This is a genomic window from Sphaerospermopsis sp. FACHB-1094 (genome assembly GCF_014696195.1).
Lineage (GTDB): Bacteria > Cyanobacteriota > Cyanobacteriia > Cyanobacteriales > Nostocaceae > Sphaerospermopsis > Sphaerospermopsis kisseleviana.
The window spans coordinates 1-22,486 of record NZ_JACJPT010000004.1 but is presented as its reverse complement, the minus strand read 5'-3'; the positions used below and the strand labels follow the sequence as shown (position 1 = coordinate 22,486).

General features: G+C 36.4%; 23 protein-coding genes. 15 read left to right on the top strand and 8 right to left on the bottom strand.

Annotation, left to right across the window (positions count from 1 at the left end):
- The first annotated feature begins 461 nt into the window (after positions 1-461).
- The gene (clpB, locus tag H6F47_RS01910; RefSeq protein ID WP_190347144.1) at positions 462-3,080 is read left to right on the top strand and encodes an ATP-dependent chaperone ClpB; all 2,619 of its coding nucleotides are present in this window, start codon (positions 462-464) and stop codon (positions 3,078-3,080) included.
- Positions 3,081-3,292: 212 nt separating this feature from the next.
- Positions 3,293-3,517: a Nif11-like leader peptide family natural product precursor gene (locus H6F47_RS01905; RefSeq protein WP_137668220.1), complete on the top strand. Its 225-nt coding sequence runs from the start codon at positions 3,293-3,295 to the stop codon at positions 3,515-3,517.
- Between the two features lie 121 nt (positions 3,518-3,638).
- Here the strand turns inward: H6F47_RS01905 and H6F47_RS01900 are convergent, their stop codons facing one another.
- The gene (locus H6F47_RS01900; RefSeq protein ID WP_096572304.1) at positions 3,639-4,202 is read right to left on the bottom strand and encodes an SRPBCC family protein; all 564 of its coding nucleotides are present in this window, start codon (positions 4,200-4,202) and stop codon (positions 3,639-3,641) included.
- 365 nt (positions 4,203-4,567) lie between these two features.
- Between H6F47_RS01900 and H6F47_RS01895 the strand changes: the two genes are divergently transcribed.
- The 4 genes from H6F47_RS01895 to lpxD all read left to right on the top strand — a co-directional run bounded on the left by H6F47_RS01895 (position 4,568) and on the right by lpxD (position 7,668).
- Positions 4,568-4,762 carry a hypothetical protein gene (locus H6F47_RS01895; RefSeq protein ID WP_096572303.1) on the top strand — a complete coding sequence of 65 codons (195 nt, stop codon included), beginning with the start codon at positions 4,568-4,570 and terminating at the stop codon, positions 4,760-4,762.
- 354 nt (positions 4,763-5,116) lie between these two features.
- On the top strand, positions 5,117-5,281 hold the full coding sequence (gene rd, locus H6F47_RS01890) for a rubredoxin (protein ID WP_096572302.1): 165 nt from the start codon (positions 5,117-5,119) through the stop codon (positions 5,279-5,281).
- A gap of 27 nt (positions 5,282-5,308) precedes the next feature.
- The gene (locus tag H6F47_RS01885) at positions 5,309-6,547 is read left to right on the top strand and encodes an NAD(P)/FAD-dependent oxidoreductase (protein ID WP_190647446.1); all 1,239 of its coding nucleotides are present in this window, start codon (positions 5,309-5,311) and stop codon (positions 6,545-6,547) included.
- Between the two features lie 68 nt (positions 6,548-6,615).
- Positions 6,616-7,668 (top strand): UDP-3-O-(3-hydroxymyristoyl)glucosamine N-acyltransferase, encoded by a 1,053-nt coding sequence (gene lpxD / locus H6F47_RS01880; RefSeq protein ID WP_137668218.1) that lies wholly within the window; start codon positions 6,616-6,618, stop codon positions 7,666-7,668.
- A gap of 64 nt (positions 7,669-7,732) precedes the next feature.
- Here lpxD and H6F47_RS01875 read toward each other — a convergent pair whose 3' ends face one another.
- Positions 7,733-8,245, bottom strand: coding sequence for a DUF29 family protein (locus tag H6F47_RS01875; protein ID WP_096572299.1), 513 nt, complete (start codon positions 8,243-8,245; stop codon positions 7,733-7,735).
- A gap of 210 nt (positions 8,246-8,455) precedes the next feature.
- On the opposite strand from H6F47_RS01875, the gene H6F47_RS01870 reads away from it, so the two are divergent.
- Both H6F47_RS01870 and H6F47_RS01865 read left to right on the top strand, forming a co-directional pair.
- Positions 8,456-9,832 (top strand): DUF697 domain-containing protein, encoded by a 1,377-nt coding sequence (locus tag H6F47_RS01870; RefSeq protein WP_096572884.1) that lies wholly within the window; start codon positions 8,456-8,458, stop codon positions 9,830-9,832.
- Positions 9,833-10,042: 210 nt separating this feature from the next.
- Entirely contained in the window at positions 10,043-10,249 is a 207-nt protein-coding gene (locus tag H6F47_RS01865) for a hypothetical protein (protein WP_096572883.1), read from the top strand.
- 115 nt (positions 10,250-10,364) lie between these two features.
- On the opposite strand, the gene H6F47_RS27700 is transcribed toward H6F47_RS01865, so the two are convergent.
- A complete protein-coding gene (locus H6F47_RS27700) occupies positions 10,365-10,634 on the bottom strand; it encodes a hypothetical protein (RefSeq protein ID WP_242027312.1) in 270 nt (89 codons plus the stop codon).
- Positions 10,635-10,935: 301 nt separating this feature from the next.
- Here H6F47_RS27700 and H6F47_RS01855 point away from each other — a divergent pair, with 301 nt between their 5' ends.
- From H6F47_RS01855 to H6F47_RS01825, 7 genes are all read left to right on the top strand, one after another.
- Positions 10,936-12,075, top strand: a complete 1,140-nt coding sequence (locus H6F47_RS01855; protein ID WP_137668217.1) for a type IV toxin-antitoxin system AbiEi family antitoxin — start codon at positions 10,936-10,938, stop codon at positions 12,073-12,075.
- 2 nt (positions 12,076-12,077) lie between these two features.
- Positions 12,078-12,920, top strand: a complete 843-nt coding sequence (locus H6F47_RS01850; RefSeq protein ID WP_190647443.1) for a hypothetical protein — start codon at positions 12,078-12,080, stop codon at positions 12,918-12,920.
- A 308-nt stretch (positions 12,921-13,228) separates the two neighbouring features.
- Positions 13,229-14,359, top strand: a complete 1,131-nt coding sequence (locus H6F47_RS01845) for a DNA cytosine methyltransferase (RefSeq protein WP_190647441.1) — start codon at positions 13,229-13,231, stop codon at positions 14,357-14,359.
- Between the two features lie 81 nt (positions 14,360-14,440).
- Positions 14,441-15,127: a deoxyribose-phosphate aldolase gene (deoC, locus tag H6F47_RS01840; protein WP_190347141.1), complete on the top strand. Its 687-nt coding sequence runs from the start codon at positions 14,441-14,443 to the stop codon at positions 15,125-15,127.
- A 111-nt stretch (positions 15,128-15,238) separates the two neighbouring features.
- Positions 15,239-16,177 carry a DNA repair protein RecO gene (gene recO, locus H6F47_RS01835; RefSeq protein ID WP_137668912.1) on the top strand — a complete coding sequence of 313 codons (939 nt, stop codon included), beginning with the start codon at positions 15,239-15,241 and terminating at the stop codon, positions 16,175-16,177.
- Positions 16,161-17,822, top strand: coding sequence for an MFS transporter (locus tag H6F47_RS01830; RefSeq protein ID WP_190647439.1), 1,662 nt, complete (start codon positions 16,161-16,163; stop codon positions 17,820-17,822). The genes recO and H6F47_RS01830 overlap by 17 nt, the downstream gene beginning before the upstream one ends.
- A gap of 327 nt (positions 17,823-18,149) precedes the next feature.
- The gene (locus H6F47_RS01825; protein ID WP_190647438.1) at positions 18,150-19,298 is read left to right on the top strand and encodes a glycosyltransferase family 4 protein; all 1,149 of its coding nucleotides are present in this window, start codon (positions 18,150-18,152) and stop codon (positions 19,296-19,298) included.
- 165 nt (positions 19,299-19,463) lie between these two features.
- On the opposite strand, the gene H6F47_RS01820 is transcribed toward H6F47_RS01825, so the two are convergent.
- The 5 genes from H6F47_RS01820 to H6F47_RS28340 form a co-directional block, all read right to left on the bottom strand.
- Positions 19,464-20,165 carry a Uma2 family endonuclease gene (locus H6F47_RS01820; RefSeq protein ID WP_137668909.1) on the bottom strand — a complete coding sequence of 234 codons (702 nt, stop codon included), beginning with the start codon at positions 20,163-20,165 and terminating at the stop codon, positions 19,464-19,466.
- Between the two features lie 171 nt (positions 20,166-20,336).
- Positions 20,337-20,642 (bottom strand): HNH endonuclease family protein, encoded by a 306-nt coding sequence (locus tag H6F47_RS01815; protein WP_347237725.1) that lies wholly within the window; start codon positions 20,640-20,642, stop codon positions 20,337-20,339.
- Between the two features lie 165 nt (positions 20,643-20,807).
- Positions 20,808-22,064 carry a ribulose bisphosphate carboxylase small subunit gene (locus H6F47_RS01810; RefSeq protein WP_190347138.1) on the bottom strand — a complete coding sequence of 419 codons (1,257 nt, stop codon included), beginning with the start codon at positions 22,062-22,064 and terminating at the stop codon, positions 20,808-20,810.
- A gap of 112 nt (positions 22,065-22,176) precedes the next feature.
- Entirely contained in the window at positions 22,177-22,335 is a 159-nt protein-coding gene (locus H6F47_RS28345; protein ID WP_322743387.1) for a zinc ribbon domain-containing protein, read from the bottom strand.
- Positions 22,328-22,480 carry a zinc ribbon domain-containing protein gene (locus H6F47_RS28340; RefSeq protein ID WP_277877121.1) on the bottom strand — a complete coding sequence of 51 codons (153 nt, stop codon included), beginning with the start codon at positions 22,478-22,480 and terminating at the stop codon, positions 22,328-22,330. The genes H6F47_RS28345 and H6F47_RS28340 overlap by 8 nt, the downstream gene beginning before the upstream one ends.
- Between the last annotated feature and the right edge of the window lie 6 nt (positions 22,481-22,486).

The following is a 22,486-nucleotide window of genomic DNA, read 5'->3' as shown; positions in this document are numbered from 1 at the left end:
GCGCCTCTGCGTGCAACAAAAAGCATTAAGCAAAATTAGACAAAAAAGAAAAACTTTCACCAAGGTTTTACTTATTTTTTAACTTATACTTATAATTTACCCTTGGATTATAAATATATCATACCACAAAAATCTTGTGTGTCAATATCAATCCTGAAACGACGGAAACTCGTTGATAATTGATAGTGATTCTCAAGATTATTGAGAATAAATGGGGCTAATTCTCAATAAACCACATCGCACACTTTTTTCTAGATCAGAGATTTAAAAAACTTATATATTGTTGAGGTGACAGTTGACAGGTGACAGTAAATAATTAATTATCAATTACTCATGATCGGCTTAAACTAAATAACTGATAACTTGGGATAATACTACATAATGAGGATGGGAAGACCGATCCAGAAAAAGGCTAGGGTATTTTTACAATGACGATATGAAAGTCAAATATCAAAAAAACTATGCAACCGACTAATCCGAACCAATTTACAGAAAAAGCCTGGGAAGCGATCGCGCAAACTCCCGAAATAGCTAAACAGTACCAACAACAGCAACTAGAAAGCGAACATTTAATGAAAGCACTGCTGGAGCAGGATGGACTTGCTAACGCTATTGTCACGAAAGCCGGTGCAAACATCCCAAAAATCAGAGATTACACAGAACAATTTATTTCCCGTCAACCCAAAGTATCAGGAAGTAGCACATCTGTATATTTGGGTAAAAGTTTAGATACATTATTAGACAGATCTGAAAAATATCGCCAAGAATTTAAAGATGAATATATTTCCGTTGAACATATATTATTAGGATATGCTAAAGATGACAGATTTGGTAAAAGTCTACTGCAAGAAATTGGTTTAGACGAAGGCAAATTAAAGAATACTATTAAACAAATTCGTGGGAGTCAGAAAGTGACAGATCAAAGTCCAGAAGGAAAATATCAATCTTTAGAAAAATACGGACGTGACTTAACAGAAGCAGCACGTCAAGGAAAATTAGATCCGGTAATTGGTCGGGATGATGAAATTAGAAGAACCATTCAAATTCTGTCCCGCAGAACCAAAAACAACCCTGTATTAATTGGTGAACCTGGAGTTGGAAAAACCGCCATTGCGGAAGGTTTAGCACAGCGAATAGTTGCGGGTGACGTTCCCCAATCTTTGAAAGATAGAAAATTAATTGCTTTAGATATGGGAGCGTTAATTGCTGGTGCAAAATTTAGAGGAGAATTTGAAGAAAGACTCAAAGCCGTATTAAAAGAAGTTACCGAATCTGGTGGAAATATTGTATTATTTATAGATGAAATTCATACCGTTGTCGGTGCAGGTGCAACCCAAGGGGCGATGGATGCAGGTAACTTATTAAAACCCATGTTAGCACGGGGTGAACTGCGTTGTATTGGGGCGACAACTTTAGATGAATATCGTAAATATATAGAAAAAGATGCTGCTTTAGAAAGACGTTTCCAACAAGTTTATGTAGACCAACCAGATGTACAAGATACGATTTCTATTTTGCGGGGTTTAAAGGAACGGTATGAAGTGCATCACGGGGTAAAAATTTCCGATAGTTCTTTAGTTGCTGCTGCGACTTTATCGAGTAGATATATTAGCGATCGCTTCCTGCCAGATAAAGCTATTGACTTGGTAGATGAAGCTGCTGCTAGACTGAAAATGGAAATTACATCCAAACCAGAAGAGCTAGACGAAATTGATCGGAAAATTCTCCAATTAGAAATGGAGAAACTGTCCTTACAAAAAGAAAGTGATTTAGCTTCCCGCGAACGTTTGGAAAGACTAGAAAAAGAACTTGCCGACTTTAAAGAAGAACAACGCGCACTCAGCGCCCAATGGCAATCTGAAAAAGATATTATCACCAAAATTCAATCTATCAAAGAAGAAATTGATCGAGTTAACTTAGAAATTCAACAAGCAGAAAGAAACTATGATCTTAACCGCGCTGCTGAGTTGAAATATGGTAAACTCACAGAATTACATCGACAATTAGAAACCGTAGAAAGGGAACTTGCTAACGCCCAAGGAACAGGAAAATCTCTATTACGGGAAGAAGTCACCGAAGCGGACATTGCTGAAATCATTTCTAAATGGACAGGCATTCCTATTAGTAAATTAGTGGAATCAGAAAAAGAAAAATTACTGCATTTAGAAGATGAACTACATCAGCGAGTAGTGGGACAAAGTGAAGCTGTGACTGCGGTAGCTGATGCCATTCAACGTTCTCGCGCTGGACTTGCTGATCCTAACCGCCCCATTGCTAGTTTTATTTTCCTTGGACCTACGGGAGTTGGTAAAACAGAATTAGCTAAAGCTTTAGCTGCTTATATGTTTGACACAGAAGAAGCTTTAGTCAGAATTGATATGTCAGAATACATGGAGAAACACGCAGTTTCTCGGTTAATTGGTGCGCCTCCAGGTTATGTTGGTTATGAAGAAGGTGGACAATTAACAGAAGCTATTCGTCGTCGTCCTTACGCAGTAATTTTATTCGACGAAATTGAAAAAGCGCACCCGGATGTATTTAACATTTTCCTGCAAATTTTAGATGATGGTCGTGTCACTGACTCCCAAGGAAGAACGGTAGACTTCAAGAATACCATTATCATCATGACTAGTAACATCGGTTCTCAATATATTCTGGATGTTGCTGGGGATGATTCAAGGTATGATGAAATGCGTCATCGAGTGATGGAAACAATGCGGAATAGTTTCCGTCCTGAGTTCTTGAACCGCATTGATGAAATTATCATCTTCCACGGTTTACAAAAATCAGAACTGCGAGAAATTGTGCAACTACAAGTAGATAGACTCAGACAAAGATTAACTGATAAAAAAATGTCCCTGCGACTTGCTGCATCTGCACTAGACTTTTTAGCAGAAGTTGGTTATGATCCTGTATTTGGTGCGAGACCATTAAAACGTGCCATTCAAAGAGAGTTAGAAACCCAAATTGCTAAAGCTATTTTGCGGGGTGAATTTAATGACGGTGATACAATTTTTGTTGATGTGCAAAATGAACGTCTAGCTTTTAGTCGTTTACCAGTGGAAGTGTTTAGTAATTAAGTCAGGAGTAAAACCCTTTTTTAATCAGAGTTTTATGATTAATTGATGTCCTAACTACTCTGTGTACGGCTATAATTTAACTGTGGAGAAAAATTGAAAAACCTAGTTTTTAAAAACTTTTAAAGGCTAGGAATAATATCCCCGACTTTTTAAAAAGTTGGGGTTTTGAGTTATAAATCATCAAAATAAACCATAAACTAGGAGTGTGATCTGTGTCTTTAGAACAAGTTGAAAGTTTTTATGAAATGTTAAGTTCAGATCCCGGTGTTTATGATCTGTATTATAAAAATTGCCGTCAACCCGGAGTTTTTGATAATTCTCACTGGGATACAAAAAAAATAGTTAATTTCGCTGCTACTTTTGGCTATATTTTTACCGAAGAAGAATTACAGGACTTTTGGTTTGCAACTGAACCTGTAACAGTAAGTCGTAAATAGGTGATTGGTGATTGGGAAAATACAAATAATTTCCTCTGCTCCCCAGTTTCTGCCCCAGTCCCTAGTCACCAGTCCCCAACAACCAGAATTCCAAAATAGCTTTTGCCTGTAGACATTACTGTTATTGACTTAAAATCAGCACTTGTCGCATTTTACGCATATTTTCTGGTAATTCCAAGTTCATTGCTTGTTGAATAAAAATTGAGGGGATGGGAATATTCGGTGTTGCTTGCACTGTATAGGCTAACAAAGTTCCATTTCCCATGTCTTTAAGTTCTAAGTTGGCATGGAAATCTTCAAATGTCCCTTTTTCCATGCGAAATTGTATTTGCTGTCCTAAGACTTCAACAACGCTGAGATAAATTTCTACTTGGGCAGTGAAAAATAAAAATGCTTTCTGTGCTGTTTGATATAGGCGCTTGACATCACCCTTGGTTATGATCTCGCTTTTGGTGATGTCAGGGAAATATTGCACCCAACGGGGATAATCTGTAATCTGCTGCCAAACGTTGGACCGAACTAAGGGTAAGTACATCCAAGCTGTGACAGCACCACCCCAGAGAGTATGCGATCGCGTTTGTAGCAAAATTTCACCTTGGATCAGTGACTTTTGTTTGTCTGGACTCCACAACATATCTAACCCTTTAGAACCTTGAATAGTTGATGAGATATCAGATACAGACATAGTGTTTTTCTCTACCCCTCAAACAATATTTATTAACCAAAAACTGAATCAAACATTTAAATCTTCTAAAAAACCAGAGTTTGAAAGTTTCAACCAAGAAATTTCAGGATTTAAACCTACTCATTTTTAATTACAGTTCATTTTATTGATTTTCTGGATATAATTTGATGGAAGTTGATTCTATCTACAAACTCTTGCACCCTGTATTTAAATCTACCTGTTTGGCAGAAATGACTTACAGTATCATTTTTTCTCTCTTTCCCATTCTCTATTTCCTACCCAAAGAGATATGAACCTGCAACAAGCAAACGTGATATAATTTTAATTGAAAATGTAACTTTTGCTGAAATTGCCAGAAAAATCCAGTGAATCAATCTTCATTAAATCGCAAATTAACTCAAATCTTGGGTATCCTTCTTGGTATGGGAATAGCCTTATGGATACTCAGAGGCTTGGGTATTCTCACTTTTATTCCTGGTGGTGTGATTTGGCTATTGTTGTTTGGGGCGTTGGGGTTAGGCATTTTCAGTTATTTTCAACGCAGATTATGGCGTTTTTAAGATCCGTCCTCAGCAATAAGCAAGTAAATATAGATTGATAAGCTGTTACACAGCTAAATTGTATAATCCTAATATTCTGAACTCTTGTTTAACAGGCAAGATGCCTGTTCCACTTATACAAATTAAATGCACAACAGCTTATCAAAATATAAATATAGTGATAAATATAGTGATCCGATTTGATTCATGAATTTTTCGTAGATGTGGGGAACAGGGAACAGGGAACAGGAAACAGGGAACAGGAAAGAAGGCAGTATGTACGGAGTTCTGTTCAAAAATCAAATAGGAGTCCTATATATGGAATACTATGGAATAGTGGAAAGCTGAAATAATTAGTTATTAGGGCGCACAACCATGAAAAAATATATATGTACGGTCTGCGGCTATATCTATGATCCAGAGGTAGGTGATCCTGATGGTGGTATAGAACCAGGAACAGTTTTTGAAGATATCCCAGAAGACTGGGTTTGTCCTGTTTGCGGTGCTGCAAAAGAGGATTTTACACTTTTTGAAGAGTAAAGTAAGATTATTGAAAGATTTTTAAAGTTGTCACCCTTGCAAATTGTAGTTATTGGTGGTGGGGCGGCGGGTTTTTTTGGTGCGATCGCCTGTGCTGAAGCTAACCCCCAAGCCCAAGTTACTTTAATTGAAGCCAGTCGTAAACCACTGGCAAAAGTTCTCATTTCTGGTGGGGGACGCTGTAACGTTACTCATGCTTGTTTTACTCCTGAAGAGTTGGTGCAAAATTACCCCAGAGGTGGTAAAGCTTTGCGGGGTGCTTTTACTCGTTTCCAACCTCTTGACACCGTAGCTTGGTTTGTGGCTCATGGTGTAAATTTGAAAACTGAAGCTGATGGGCGGATGTTTCCCATTACAGATCGTTCGGAAACTATTGTAGAATGTTTGATTAAAGCTGCTTTTAATGCTGGGCTAGAACTGAGTATTGGTACTCCTGTAATTTCTGTGAACCGAAAAAACGAGGGTTTTGAAGTTATTTTCAAGTCGGGAGAAACGAAATATTGCGATCGCATAATTTTAGCTACTGGTAGCAGTTTAATAGGTTATAAAATCGCTAGAGAGTTAGGTCATCACATCGAAACCCCTGTTCCCTCTTTATTTACTTTTAACATTGCTGATCCAAAATTACGAACATTGGCAGGAATTAGCGTTAATCCTGTTAATCTGCGTTTATCAATTGCAGATAAAAAACCTTTACAACAAACAGGACCTTTGTTAATCACTCATTGGGGTATCAGTGGACCTGCAGTACTGAAACTTTCCGCTTGGGGTGCAAGAATACTGCATGAAAATCGCTATCAATGCAAATTATACATTAATTGGTTGCCCAACTTGCCACAAGAGGAAGTGAGACAAAGGCTTTTAGCGGTAAAACAGGAATGGGGCAAAAAAGCGATCGCCCTCCATCGTGGTGTTGACTTACCCCATCGACTGTGGCAATATCTAATTAGCCGTATAAGTATTACTACTGAAGACCGTTGGGCAGAAATATCTAACAAAACCTTAAATCAGTTAGTTCAAGAAATATCTCAGGGAGAATACTTAATTAATGGTAAAGGAGTTTTCAAAGAAGAATTTGTCACCTGTGGGGGTGTCAACATCAAGGAGGTTAACTTTAAAACAATGGAAAGTAAGCTAGTTCCGGGTTTATACTTTGCTGGGGAAATATTGGATATTGATGGTATAACTGGTGGTTTTAACTTCCAAAGTGCTTGGACAACCGCATATTTAGCTGGAAAGTCAATGACTCAAACGAGTAATTCCTAACTGTCACCAAAAAAGATCAGATTAAGGCATGATCATTGTCAGAAACCTCAGATGCTCAAAATTAAATCATGTTATTCAGCGAAATTGTTAGTAAATTAAGTGACAATATTCAAGCTCACAGTCTCACCCTGAACCCAGAACTCAACCCAGAAATTACCGGAGTTGCAGCTATAGATGAAGCTACAAGCGGTACTATCACCTATGTGGAAGGGGGAAAATTTGCATCTTTAGTTAATTCTACTGTTGCCAGTGCTTTAATTTTACCTCTGGATGAAAAATTACACACTCAAGCTACAGAAAGGGGTATTGCTTGGTTAGCAACTCCCGAACCCCGGTTATTATTTGCTCAAGCGATCGCTCTTTTTTACCAACCCTATCAACCTACCCCAGAAATTCATCCCAGTGCCGTTATTGACCCCACCGCCAAAATCGGTAATAATGTTTATATTGGCGCTCATGTTGTCATTTCTCCAGGTGCAGAAATTGGTAATGGTGTAATTATTCACCCCAACGTCGTGATTTATCCTGATGTAAAAATTGGCGATCGCACCACCTTACACGCTAACTGTACCATCCATGAACGTACCCAAATCGGTGCAGACTGCGTAATTCATAGCGGTGCTGTCATCGGTGCAGAAGGTTTTGGTTTTGTTCCCACTCGCACAGGTTGGTTAAAAATGGAACAATCTGGTTATACAGTTTTAGAAGATGGGGTAGAAATAGGTTGTAACAGTGCAGTTGATCGTCCCGCAGTTGGTGAAACCCGCATTGGTAAAAATACTAAAATTGACAACTTAGTACAAATTGCTCACGGTTGCCAAATTGGATCAGGTTGTGCTATTGCTGGACAAGCGGGGATGGCCGGAGGTGTAAAAGTAGGAAACAGAGTCATTTTAGCAGGACAAAGCGGAATAGCAAACCAAGTAACAATTGGAGATGGGGCGATCGCCTCTGCTCAAACAGGTATTCATAACAATGTTGCACCAGGAGAAATCGTCTCTGGTACTCCTGCAGTACCACACAAATTATACCTGAAAGTATCTGCTATTTATAGCCGTCTTCCAGAGATATATCAAACTTTCAAACAATTGCAACGTCAACTAGGGAAAAAGTCAGATTAATTTTTTTGTGGAACAGGCATCTTGCCTGTTTTGAATTGATAATATTTTACTACTTTGGATAATTCTAGCTATTAAGCCAATCTTCACCCCCTGGTAATTGAGCAAAATAATCATCTATAACATCAGGTAATTCTCTATTTGTATAGTTATATGTCATTCCTAATAACTCAGTTGCATTTAATATTAATTGGGATTTATTTAACATTTGGGAAATTTGTTTTCGTTTTAAAGTACCATGCAAAACCTCTAAACTAGCATCTGCTATTGCTGGTGTAAGTTCATCTTCTAAATAAGTTTGCCATTCATCTTCATTGATATAATGAGATTTTTGATTATCTTTCAAATTCACCTCTTGAATTTCCAAGATAGCATTACGAATAGAAGCAGCCCAAGAATTGGTTAATTTCTGTTCTATTTGATTCTTAATTAAATGTATGAGCAGAATCTTTAAAAAGGATTTAATCTGCCGCAAAATAGCCTTTTTACTCATTCCCTCTAATTCATCAACAATTGCCAGAGCATCTGTGTAACGTCCTGCTAAAATGCTATTTCTGAGGTCAATTAATTCCTGTGTCATCTGTATTCACCTCAAACTATAAGTAAGAGAATATTGATTCAGACAATCCTTAATTGTATTTTATAGTTAAATTTGTTCATTTGTCTAACTTGAATCAGCCGGTTTTGATATATTCTGGAGATACAACCATCAAAAGTGCGGAGAATCAGAATTGTGAAGTTACATAAACCAATATTAGTGGGAGGACTGGGTTTGTCCGTTTCCCTGTGGATGTTAGACACCTGGCATGATTCAATAGTACAGGTAGGAGAGTTTGGTCTGTTGAGTGCTTTAGTCGTTGGTGGGGGTTTGTGGTTGTTGCAGAAAAATCGCCCCCAGATTGGTGAACAGCTAGATAATATGGTTATAGATAGGTCATCTGTAGAAAATGCAGTCAATAAAACCCAAGCTATCATCAACCAACTCGCACAAGAAGCAGTCAACCATGCCAGCTTAACAACTTTACGTGAACAACTGGAACAATTACTTTTAGAGTTGGATAGACGAGAAATTCAAATTGCTGTTACAGGTGGTAAGTCTGTAGGTAAAAGTACAATTATTCAAACTCTCAAAAATGTAGAAACTTTATCTACAAACTCTCTACATTTTGTAGAAACAGCACCTTTATTTACAGGAATGAATGAAAATTCTGATGCGGTTACATTATCAGAACTGCAAAAATCTGATTTTGTTTTATTTCTTACCAATGGAGATTTAACAGATTCAGAATTTCAAGTTTGGCAACAATTAAAAGCTGTAAAACAATCAGTATTGCTGGTTTTTAATAAACAAGATCAGTATATAGTAGATGAACGCGCTACAATTTTGCAATCCTTGAAACAAAGAGTTTCTGGTAATGTAGTTGCAACTTCCGCTTCACCTTTACCTGTAAAAGTGAGAAAACATGAAGCTGATGGTTCTGTACAAGAATGGATGGAAAAACCAACACCAAACATTCAAGAATTAACAGAAAAATTAGTTGAAGTTTTAACACAACAAAAACAGCAGTTAGTTTGTACAACAACAATGCGGAAAGTGCTGTTACTCAAAGCGGAAGCGAAAAATTGTTTAAATAGCATCAGACGCGATCGCTCAACACCCATCATAGAACAAAATCAGTGGATAGCTGCTGCTGCTGCTTTTGCCAACCCAATTCCCGCTTTGGATATATTAGCAACTGCGGCTATTAATGCACAAATGGTAATGGATTTAGGTAATATTTATCAACAAAAAATTTCCTTAGAACAGGCGCAACAAGTAGCGGTCACTATGGGAAGCTTAATGTTGAAATTAGGATTAGTAGAATTATCTACTAGAGCAGTAACAGGTATTCTCAAAACTAATGCTGTCACCTTCGTTGCAGGGGGAGTAGTTGAAGGTGTGAGTGCTGCTTATTTAACCAAAGTTGCTGGTTTAAGTTTGGTTGAATATTTTGAACAGCAAGAAATAGCATTAGAAACAGGAACTGGTTTAAACCTGGAAAAATTACGCCAAGTTTTGCAAAATGTATTCCAGCAAAATCAAAAAATTGCTGTTTTGGAAGCATTTGTTAAACAAGGTGTGAAACGGTTATTACCAGAAACAAAACCAGTTGAAGTATTGGGATAATTTTGTACACAGAAATTACAAACCCGCTTGCAGTGGAGTTATTCCCAAATAAAAAGCGGGTTTTATTGTCAGAATTTAGCAGTCAGAAGTCAGAAGTCAAAATATTTTTTAATCACTCAAATTTCATGCGATTTTGAACAGATTTATTTTGTGGTAGGGTTTATGATAATGTCTGTGATTTTCTCAGATGTTGAAACTATTGGTAAATTTATGACACCTCAAGAATTTTTGGATAATTTAGCTACAGCAAAAACAGACTCAGAAAAACTTGTTGTTTTTGCAAGATACCTAGACACAACAGCATTAGATCATGCAACCACCCCCAGATGGAAAAGTTTAGCTTACAGTATGGAAATTCAATTTGCACTCAATAACCTTGCTTTTCATTTAGAAGCATTAGCTGAAAAAGCAAATTAATGATTGAAAATAATACTTAATAGGTATGATTTTTTTGTACCTATCAAGTAATTATATTTTTTGGTTAAACTCTCCTAAATACCTGATTTATCAATTCACAAATTACTTAAATTAGTTAAAGCTGACGATAAACGGCAAATAAATAATCATTATATTTGTGTTCAACCTCAAGATTAGTAAACGCCCAAGCGATTGGATAAGGTTTTTGATATTCTCCTAAAATATTGATCCTGTGACAAACACCAGGAATTTTGGTTAAGTATTTGTTGTTTAAAGGTGAATCACAAACAAATAAACCTCTAGCTGTGTATGTTGTACCTATGATATTTAAGCTATGATTAATTATGATTGCTACATAGTATTTATCATCAGCAGAATGCAGCACTTGAACTAAGTCATTATGAGTAATACCAAGTAAACGAGTAGGTAATTTAAAATCTGCGCTGGTGTCTAAGGGGAGGTTTTGAGTCTTTACCCAAGTGATAATTTATTGATGTTTTTTCAATGCTGCACGTTTTTGGAAAAAATATTTGATCTGGGTAAATAAATTAGCGATCGGGTATATCAGTTGTAGTGCGATTAATATCAAGGTCATGAATATTCTTTGGAGTTTAAACATTTTTTACACCTGTTTGTTATAATTGAGATTATAAAACATTTTAATTAATCTATAGTTGTAACATACTATGCAGCCTAAACATCCTTGGTTACAAAAATGTATACAAAAGCTGGAAGAACTACCTCAGATAGAGACAACAACAACTATAGAACCTTTTTTAGAAAACACTCTAGCGGATGGGTTGTTAACAATATATACGCCTCATAACCAAGTTAAATATTTAGTTGAAATTAAAGCATCCATCACTTTAGATACAGTTGATGCAAATATTAATTATATCAATCATCTGAAGCAAAAACTGAGCAGTGATAAGAGAACATTGCTAATTACAGACACACTTTCTGATGCTGTTGTAGAGTCATTACTAGAAAACAATATAGAATTTATTGACACGATAGGTAATATTTACCTTAATAATTCGTCCTTATATATTTTAGTTAGAAGTAGTTCACAACAGAGCAAAAAATTACTATCTGCTCCTAAAATTACTACCAGCGCCCTAAAAGTTGCTTATGCTTTACTTCAAGATCCAAGTATTTTACAATATCATAATTTAGAACAAATAGTAAACGTTGCAGTTGTTGATTCTACGACTGTTAAACTCAGTCTTTTAGAACTGATAGCGAATGCTGCGGGAGTTGATACTAAAACAGTAAAACGCAGTCTCGAAACTTTGTATCAACTGAATTATTTACAGCGTCAACGCAGTGGAACATATCGGATTGAAAATTACACAAAGCTATTAGAAAGATGGGAAATGGGGTATATAGAAAATTTACGTCCAGAACTTTTGATAGGAACATTTACCCCTAGAGAAAATATAAATGTAGATTTTCATAGCATATCACAACGAATATTAGCAATAGCAGAAGATGAAAAAATTATAATTGGAGGAGAATTAGGTGCTGCAATACTCACAGGGTATTTAAAACCTATCAGCATGACTATTCATATTCCTGAAGAATACAATTATCGTGTGATCACAACCATGTTGCGTCTCAAACCAGATCCCAAGGGGAATATTATCATTTTGAAGCAATTTGGTAATAAAAATCAACCTAAATATAACTCATCTGAACCTGTAGTAGATCCGTTACTTATTCATGCAGAATTGTCTTTAAATCCAGATACAAGACTCAAAGAAACAGCTAAACGTTTGTATGAAAAATATATTATTGTCAGACAAGAAATTGCAGAAATGGTATAAAGATGAAAAACTTATATACTCAAATTGACTCAGAAACTAAAAAATTCCTCACTGATTTTAAATCTATCATTGATTCTTTAGAAGTTCCTATGTTATTGATAGGCGCTCAAGCAAGAATATTAATATTTGATAGTCAATATAAAGTTCAAGGTCGTGCAACTAAAGATTGGGATGTGGCAGTAAAATTAGATAATTGGGATAAATATAATCTGTTAATAACCAAAATGACAACTGGAAATAATCCTCTATTTAAGATAACCAGCGTCACTCATAAGTTTATTCATATTGAAACTGGACTAGAAGTTGATGTTATTCCTTTTGGTAATATCAGTAAACCAAAGCAGGAAATTAACTGGCCTGATGGTAATCAAATGAGTATTTTAGGTTTAGAAGAAGCTTTTGCAAATACAGAGATTATAGTAATTGACAACGTAGAAATTCGGGTAGCTGATATTGACGCTTTTATCGCTTTGAAACTACTTGCTTGGAATGAGAGAAAGGAAAAGAAAGATTTGAAAGATATTATTACAGTCCTGCTAAAGTCTCCCAATGAAGAAGATGAACAGCGAGTTTATGATGAATTTATTGATGAAATTATAGAAGGAAGATTTGAAGTAGATGAAGCGGCTATTATTTTTATAGGTAGAAATATTCAAAGTAAATTTAAAATTGAAACTTTTAATAAAGTCAAGGAAATTGTTAGTACAATACTAGAATTTCAAGATAAATATATTTCCGAATGTGTACCTAAAACTCCAGATGTTCAAGAATGGGATGAAAATTTTGATAAAATAGTGAAACGTTTTGAAGCATTGCAATATGGGTTCACTAATTTTTCTGAATGATTGATTATAGGAGGTTACACTTTTTTAAGTTATTAATTGATTTATAAGAAAATCTCACGCAAAGGCGCAAAGACGCAAAGAGTTAAATTTTGCATTTTGCAACTAACCCGCCTACAATTGAAATCGTAGGCTAATAGCCAAAGTCCACTAAAGTGGACTGAAAATCAATCTTTAGTCTACTTTAGTAGACTTGAGCTATGAGACTCTTAATTCATTTCTTGGCAGATTATTATATTATATACATCAAATTTGATTTACAATGTAGTTCAATATGACAACATTAGTAAAATTTTCCATCCTTGTTTATTATGAAAATTAAACCTACCATATTTTCCTTCTTCTCCGGTTCAGGTTTCCTCGATTTAGGATTTGACAATACAGGTTATAAAATCGCATACATTAACGAAATATTCCCCCCTTTCATGTCTGCTTATCGCTATTCACGGGAAATTCTTAAACTCCCATCTCCTGAATATGGATATCATGAGGGTGAGGAAGCAGATGTCAGTAAATTAACTCAAGGAAATGCGGCACAAAAATTAAATGAATTAGTCAAAGATTCCCGAAAATCAAATAATATAATTGGCTTTATTGGTGGTCCACCTTGTCCTGATTTTTCTATTGGTGGTAAAAACAAAGGACATTTGGGGGATAATGGTAAATTATCGGAATCTTATATTGAGTTGATTTGTCAAAATTTACCTGATTTCTTTTTGTTTGAAAATGTTAAGGGTTTATGGAGAACTAAAAAACATCGTTTATTTTATGAATCTTTGAAAATTAAATTACAGCAATCTGGTTATATTTTAACAGAACGTTTAATTAATGCTATTGAATATGGTGTACCTCAAGATAGAGATAGAATTATTTTAATAGGTTTTAAAAATAATCTGCTCAATTGTATGGAAATTGATGATTTTACCTTTCCTTGGGAAGAATATATTTTATATCCTCAAAATCAAGTGTTTGCATATTCTTGGAATAAAACCGAACCTTTTAAAGAAAATTCTATCACCTATTGTCCTGATAATATTCCCCAAGAATTAACTGTTGAATATTGGTTTATAAAAAATAATGTGCTTAATCATCCTAATTCAAAACATTATTTTCACCCACGAGCAGGTATCACTAAATTTTTAACTATTGCTGAAGGAGATGATTCTAAAAAATCATTTAAACGTTTGCACCGATGGCGTTATTCTCCTACAGCTTGTTATGGAAATAATGAAGTACATTTACATCCTTACAAAGTGCGACGTATTTCTGTATCTGAAGCTTTAGCTATTCAATCTTTACCCGCTAATTTTTCACTTCCAGAAAATATGTCACTTACGAATATGTTTAAAACCGTGGGTAATGGTGTTCCGTACTTAGCAGGGAAAGCATTAGCTCAAAGTATACTTGATTTTTTGTATATTAAAAAGTTTTCTGACTCCTGACTCCTCCAAATATGATTTAATAGAGAAGAAACATCTTAAATTTTCATAAAGATTAATAATCCCTAACTGGCAGACTTAACAATGGCAGCAGACTCCCCCAACATTGATATTGCGCCATTTATCGATCACTCCCTGCTATTACCAACTACTACCCCAGAGCAGGTTGAAAGATGGTGTGAAGAAGCATATAGATTTAATTTTGCATCGGTTTGTATCCATCCCTGTTATGTCAAACAAGCTGCCCAACTGCTGCACAACAAAAACCCCCAAGTTTGTACTGTGATTGGTTTTCCTACTGGTTTGACGACTTCAGCCGTGAAGTTATATGAAGCGCAAGAAGCTGTGGAAAATGGTGCAACAGAGTTAGATTTGGTGATTAACTTAGGTTGGTTGAAAGCAGGTAAAAGCGAGGAAGTACACCAGGAAATTGCTACAATTTGTGAAGAAACTGGAAAACCTGTAAAGGTAATTTTAGAAACCAGTTTACTCACGGATGCAGAAAAAAAACTTGCAGCCGAACTAGCTATGGATGCGGGTGCTGCATTCTTAAAAACCAGTACAGGTTGGAATGGAGGAGCAACTGTAGCAGATGTACGCCTATTAAAAGAAATAGCACGGGACAGGGTGGGAATTAAAGCATCAGGAGGGATTCGCACCCATAACGACGCTTTAGATTTAATTATGGCTGGTGCTACCAGATTAGGAACATCTCGCGGTATAGACTTACTGCGTCAGCGCGATCGCCAAGAAGAGGTGACTGGTGATTAGGGACTGGGGACTGGGGACTGGTGACTGGTGACTGGGGACTGGTGACTGGGGACTGGTGACTGGTGACTGGGTAAAAATAACTAATGACTAATAACTAATGACTAATAACTAATGAGTAGAACTTATCAAGCAACTGGTATTAATCTGAAAACCCAGGCATTAGGAGAGTCAGATAAAATAGTGACAATTTTAACCAAAGAATTTGGTTTGATTCGGGCGATCGCTCCTGGTTCACGGAAACATAACTCCAGTCTGGGTGGGAGAAGTGGAATGTTTGTAGTTAATCAACTGCTCATTTCTCAAGGGCGATTATCACAACCAGCTACATCAACTCTCAATAGAATTACTCAAGCCGAAACTATAAAAACCTACCCAGGTCTAACCAAAGACTTGGGAAAATTAGCTGCTAGTCAATATTTAGCGGAAATAGTTCTGTGTCAAGCTTTAAGCGAACATCCCCAAGAAGAACTTTATGAGGTACTTAACGAACATCTCCAGCGTTTAGAAGCTTTACCAAAAAATCAAGGACAAGATGTAGTAGCATATTTAGCGCATGGAGTATTTCACCTCCTAGCTTTAGCAGGATTAACCCCACAAGTGCAATTTTGTTGCTTAACCCAGCGTCCCCTAACTCCAGACCTGACCAACCCCAACTGGCAAGCAGGTTTTAGCATTGCTGCGGGGGGAACAGTTTGCTTACAAGCGTGGGAACAGTTAAGAAAACAAAGGGAACGGCAAAAACAGGAAGAAAGAAAACAGGAAGCAGAAATTTCTCCATCGGCCAATAATTCCCCCAAAGCGGGTTATCAAACCCTTTTCCATCACCAAGACCTACCAAAAATTTCCCGTCGTTTGGGTGCAAAAGAATTAGAAATGCTCCAACATTTGTCCCAACCAGGGATAATGCAAATAGATGCAGCCGCAGATGATGGCTGGTTATCTGTTGAGCAAATTTTGCGCCAGTACACCCAGTATCACCTGGGTCGCCCTATTCGCTCTGCCACATTGATAGATTCTTATTTTGCCGCTAACCATGATGCAATCGTCTGATTTGGATCGAAAAATTCAGCCTTTATCACCTAGCCAAGCTAACAACAAGAATAGGGTATCAGAATCTTCAAGACCTAATCATTTAAGTTCTGTTTCAACCCTCAACTCTGGCAAAATTAATAGTCCAGAAATGTCTCTCAAAGAAGTTGCTGATGAGAAAAATTTGACATCAGAACTTGATGTGAATATACCTCAACCATCAGATATAGATTCACCAATTTCAGGAACAAGTAATGGTGAAAATGGTAAGGTTAATACTAAGGTTAATACTACGGAAAAAAGTTTACAAGTAACATCACCCCTAGAAACAGAAACATTACCATTAAACGGTTCTGGTTCAGGTAGAAATTCAGCATCAAGTGATGTGGAAGAAAAGGGATTTTTTCCTGTATTAAAAAACCCAAATTTCCTAGCACTGTGGGGAGGACAAGTTTTTTGTCAACTGGCTGATAAAGTATATCTAGTATTGATGATTGCTTTGATTAACAGTGAGTTTCAACAAGGTGGTCAAAGTATCAGTGCTTGGGTGTCAGCGTTAATGATGATCTTTACCATTCCCGCAGTTTTGTTTGGTTCAGTGGCTGGTGTGTTTGTGGATCGCTGGTCAAAAAAAGCTGTATTGGTAGCATCAAATATTTGGCGCGGTATCCTCGTTTTAGCAATTCCTTTTTTACTGTGGTTAACCCATGATTGGCAGCCTGTGGGAGTTTTGCCAGTGGGTTTTTTAATGATCTTACTGGTGACTTTTTTGGTTTCCACATTAACACAGTTTTTCGCACCAGCAGAACAAGCAGCCATTCCTTTAGTGGTGGAAGAAAAACATTTACTTTCTGCTAATTCCCTGTACACAACAACGATGATGGCATCGGTAATTGTTGGTTTTGCTGTGGGCGAACCAGTGTTAGTTTTAGCTGATAGTATTTGGGCAAAATTTGGCGGTAGTGGGGGACTAGGTAAAGAAATTTTAGTTGGTGGTTGTTATGCGATCGCTGGCATGATTTTATTCCTCCTCAAAACCAACGAAAAACCGCACCCGCCAGAAACAGAATTTCCTCACGTTTTTGAAGACCTGCGGGACGGTTTACGTTACCTCAAAGAAAATCACCGCGTCCGCAATGCTCTTTTACAATTAATTATCTTATTTTCTGTGTTTGCAGCTTTAACCGTTCTCGCCGTTCGCATGGCAGAAATTATCCCTAATTTAAAAGCTTCCCAATTCGGTTTTTTACTTGCAGCGGGTGGTGTTGGTATTGCAGGAGGCGCGACAATTCTCGGCCAATTTGGTCAACGTTTTTCCTATCGACAACTTAGCCTCTGGGGTTGTCTGGGTATGGCTGCATCTTTAGTTGGTCTTTCACTCTTCACAACCCAGCTATCGCTAGTGCTGCTTTTTATAACTTTATTAGGTGTGTTTGGCGCTTTGGTTGGTATTCCCATGCAAACCGCTATCCAAACCGAAACACCCCCAGAAATGCGCGGTAAAGTGTTTGGACTGCAAAATAATGTGGTTAATATTGCCCTGACTCTACCTTTAGCTTTAGCAGGTGTAGCGGAAACTTTCATTGGCTTAAAATCAGTCTTTTTGTCCTTGGCTGTGATCGTCTTTTTCGGAGGTATCTTCACCTGGTATAATTCCCGTACCTAGTTATCAGTTAGTCAATCATCAAAAAGTTAATAAAATCACTGGTTTTCGTGCTAAACTTAATCCAGCGAAAATTCAGGACATACTTGCTGAGGATTAATGAAACCTGATCCTAATTGATTGGCGATCAAGTTGATTAATTCCCAACTTAAAAACACCACAAATAAAGCCATAAATTTGCTATTTGACTTGGCTGATAGCTGGGATATTTAATAAAGATATGGCATTAATTTATTGATGCACAAAAAGTAGCAAGTATCACGGGATAAAAACAGCTAAGTATAAAACCCCAATCATTTCAAACCGATTTTATCAACAGCTAATTAAAGAATGCGTATAGCCTGGATTGGAAAAAAATCACCCTTTTGCGGTAATGTCACCTATAGTCGGGAAATTACAAATGGATTATTAGATAGGGGACATGATGTAAGTTTTCTTCACTTTGCTCAAGACGACTCTGAACCAGATAACTGGCCAAATTTTAAAGAAGTTCCCCTACCTTTTATTTATAAGTCCCAAGTTTACACACTTCCCGCTTTTAATGCCACTAAGGTTTTAAAAGACGCATTGCGGGAAATACAACCACAAATAGTCCATGCTTCCTTGACTTTATCCACTCTGGACTTTGTTTTACCAGAAATTTGCAAAGAATTAAATTTACCCCTGATTGCTACTTTTCACACTCCCTTTGCTGGTAAAGGAGCAAAATTAATTTCTGGTACGCAACTTTTAGCTTATCAGCTATACGCACCTTTTTTAGATAATTATGATAAGGTGATCGTATTTTCCCAAATTCAACGAGAATTATTAGCAAAAATGGGAGTTAGGGAAGAAAAAATCGCCGTTATTCCTAATGGTGTTGATACTGTTAAATATTCCCCTGGGGTTTCCCATATCAAACAAGAATTTAATGCTGAACGTTTGTTTGTTTACCAAGGCCGTATTGCACCGGAAAAAAATGTAGAATCCCTATTACGAGCTTGGAAACAGTCAGATATGGCTGCTGGTAGTAAGCTTTTAATAGTGGGTGATGGTCTATTGAGAGCATCTTTAGAACCATTTTATGGCTCAGAATATGGCATTATCTGGTTAGGTTTTGTCGCTAATGAAGAACGCCGTATAGAAATTTTACGGGGGGCAGATGTATTTATTTTACCTTCTTTGGTAGAGGGTTTATCCCTGTCTTTGTTAGAAGCAATGTCCTGTGGTTTAGCTTGTTTAGCGACTGATGTCGGTGCAGATGGGGAGGTATTGGAAAAAGGTGCTGGGGTAGTAATTAATTCTAAAACTGTGCGATCGCAACTCAAAACCCTTTTACCACTATTCCAAGATCATCCAGAGTTAACAACCATGTTGGGGCAAAAAGCAAGAAAACGAGTTTTAGAACGCTATACCCTGAGTGATAATATCAGTTCCTTAGCAGAACTTTATACACAAGTTTTAGCAAAGCGTCCTGTAACATTAGGTTGGGGTGTTTAAGTGATCAATTGACAATTGACAATTGATAATTGATAAGTGTTTCATTCAGGGTTTAAAACCTCCCCCTTCAAGGGGAAAAAGCCAAAAATGCTGATTTTTCCATTCTCTGATTTGAAGGGAGAGGTAATTTGTCAATTGTCCATTATTGATAAACTTTAAATAGTCTTAAATAGTCTCAGGATCAATATTTAACTCTCGCAATTTGTCAGCTAAACGGGATGCTTTTTGATCCGCTAATTTTCGTGCTTCTGCTTCTGCTTCCGCGCTTTCTTCAGGTGTAGGAACTAAAATTCCTGCGGGTGTGAAATATCGCAATAAACCATCATGAATACCCAAATATAAACCTAACTGTTGACTCCAAAGATGTCCTTTTTCATTTACTATTAAAGGTTGATATTCTCCATCTACTAAATGAAAACCTGCAAATTCTAAAGTATAAGGATCAAACCAAAAATAATCTGGTGTACGGAATGTATTTTGATAAAGTTCTTTTTTAAATTCTCGATCTGTATTTGCTGTACTGGGTGAGAGTATTTCGACAATTAAATTAGGATATTTACCATCTTCATCCCACACTACCCAACTTTTACGGGTTTTGCGTTCAGTTCCCAATACCACAAAGAAATCTGGACCACGAAAATATTCTGATTTTTTCTGGTTAGGACTATAGTAAATGCTCATGTTTCCAGTAGCATAGAAATCATTTCTATCTTTCCACAACCATTCTAGACATTGGAAAAGTAGGATTATTTGTCTGAGATGCAGTTCTGTTTCCACGGGGGGTTCATCACTATATAAATCACCAGGGGGAAAAATTACATCTTGGGAGATGTTTTCTTGTGTTTCTAATTCTTGTGCAATGATCATAAATTTGATATGGCATCAAGTTGTAATTTTTGGATTTTAACATAAATTTATGTAGGTTGGTTTGAACTAAAAAACAAAATTATTAAACCTGATTGTTAAAATTTGTATTTGGTTGCTCTATCAATTAATACGACATAAATTACTGTTACACTACGAATTTATATCAATATCTCAAATTTTTGTGGCTAATTGAGCAAGAATATCTTGACGCATTTCTATTGACTCAGAGTTCCAGTTATCAAATGGTTCTAAATCTTGGACTGCACGATCAATTGATGTATTTGAACCAATATTAACTTTTTCTCCTATTGATTTAGTAATTAAAAACTTAGATTTTGGATAGGCATTTTTCTTAATTTGAAAAGGTTTATCCTGTATTGAAGCATTAATAGGTTTTTCTAGCAAGGTAAGATTACCAAGCATCTTTATGTATTTATCTATTTGATCTGGTTTATCAAAATCAGATTTTATCCCTATAAAGTATTCCCAATCCGAACCAGATTTGTTCGTATCAAATTGTTCATAAACATCATTTAAAAGCTCTAAAACCTGTGTAATTTTTCCAAAGAAAATTAATATAAAAATGTAATTATTTACCCCACTAATAGAGATAAATAATTACTACTAAAATCCAATATTTTCCTAATTGCTCCCCTTCCCACTTGGACGCTGAATAATAGTTTCCATCACCCGACGTTTTGCTTTCGGATCAACACCTACCAACCGCACATATTCACCACTATATTCAGCTAAACAAGATTCTAAAGTTGAAATCGCATCAGATTCACCATCTATCTGTAAAGTACCACAACTTTGCCACGAACCAGCGCGAAAACGTCTTTCATCAACGTGTTCTACACCAATTTTATAACCTTGGGATAAAATTTGCCGGACTTGTTCCTGTGTCTCTAAACTTAAATGACTTTTATTTGTAATGCTATTATTTCCATTTCCATTAGTTACAGGTTGACTAACAGGTGTTTCTTTAATAACAGCTTGAGATTTATAAAGTCTACCCCGATTTAAACGATTATATTCATCAACTAAATGGGAAGTTTCCACCCGTTTTTGTTCACCTACCATTAAATTACCAGATTCAATTAAATGGGATAAACTAAAATCAGGTTTCTTAAATTCTGGTGGTGGTTCTACACTATTAACCACTCGCATTGAGATTTTTTCATAACCTATTTGATGAATAAAATCACGAATTTGTTCATCATAAATGCGAGAACGCAAAGCACTAAAAAAGTCAATAGACTGATGAGAGAAAGTATCTACTAACTGTTCAATTTCTCTTTGTGAAAGTCCATCTTCCGCAAAAATTCCCCCCACAACTCCTACCTTATCATCACGGTTGGGTTCCCAGTAAAACTTCTCCATTCTTCCATCTCTAATTAATGGTGCATAGAGAGTAGAAAAATCATTTCCTGTAACAATAATGGGAACACGACGAATAGGGTTAGCATCATAACTTCCTGGTAATTGTACATCAGTGGGATTATCTGCAATATTCATTAATGTTGCATTTACCAACTGAGTATTAACTGTGTATTGAGTACCTTCGTCAAAGCGTCCTGCACCTGCATCTAAATCATTAATCATTAAGACGCACATTTTACCCCGCACCTTAACTAATTCTGCGGTTTCTCGATAACGCAAACGAATTAACCGTGCTGGATCTCCTGCATCTGGACTTTCTAATTCTCCTCCAGAAATGAGGGTGACACCTATACCCATTTTTTCAAATGCTAATTCACATTGAAAAGATTTACCTTCACCTTTTTTTCCATGAATCCCTAAAATTAAGGGAACTCGCACACCGGGAATATTTAAAAAGTTTTTGGTGATGTGAACAGCAATTTTATCCAGAAACCGAGGGGAGATGTAGTAACCCATAATTTTATTATAAAAGAAAGTTATTATCAAAGTTTTGACTTTTGACTGAAAACCAAAATTAAAACTTAAAATCGTTTGGGGGATTTTTCCGATACAAAAAAGCTAACTAATGCTAACAAAAGTTGGCTTTTTCTTCCTGTTTCACCCTAGCAGTGTCGGCACTATCTAGTCCACAGGCTAACACGATCAATCTGACCGCTTCTTGTTTTAAATTAATCGCAGCGTTTAAATCTCTGTCAATCTCAAAGCCACAGTTATCACATTTAAACACTCTTTGAGATAATGACAGTGATGATTTCTTTTCTCCACAACCCCTCAGTTTTGCTACTGGGATAATATCTATCCACAATTACTAACTTACTACCATACAGTTGTGTTTTATATTCTAGCTGCCTTCTGAATTGATAAAAGCCCATATCAGC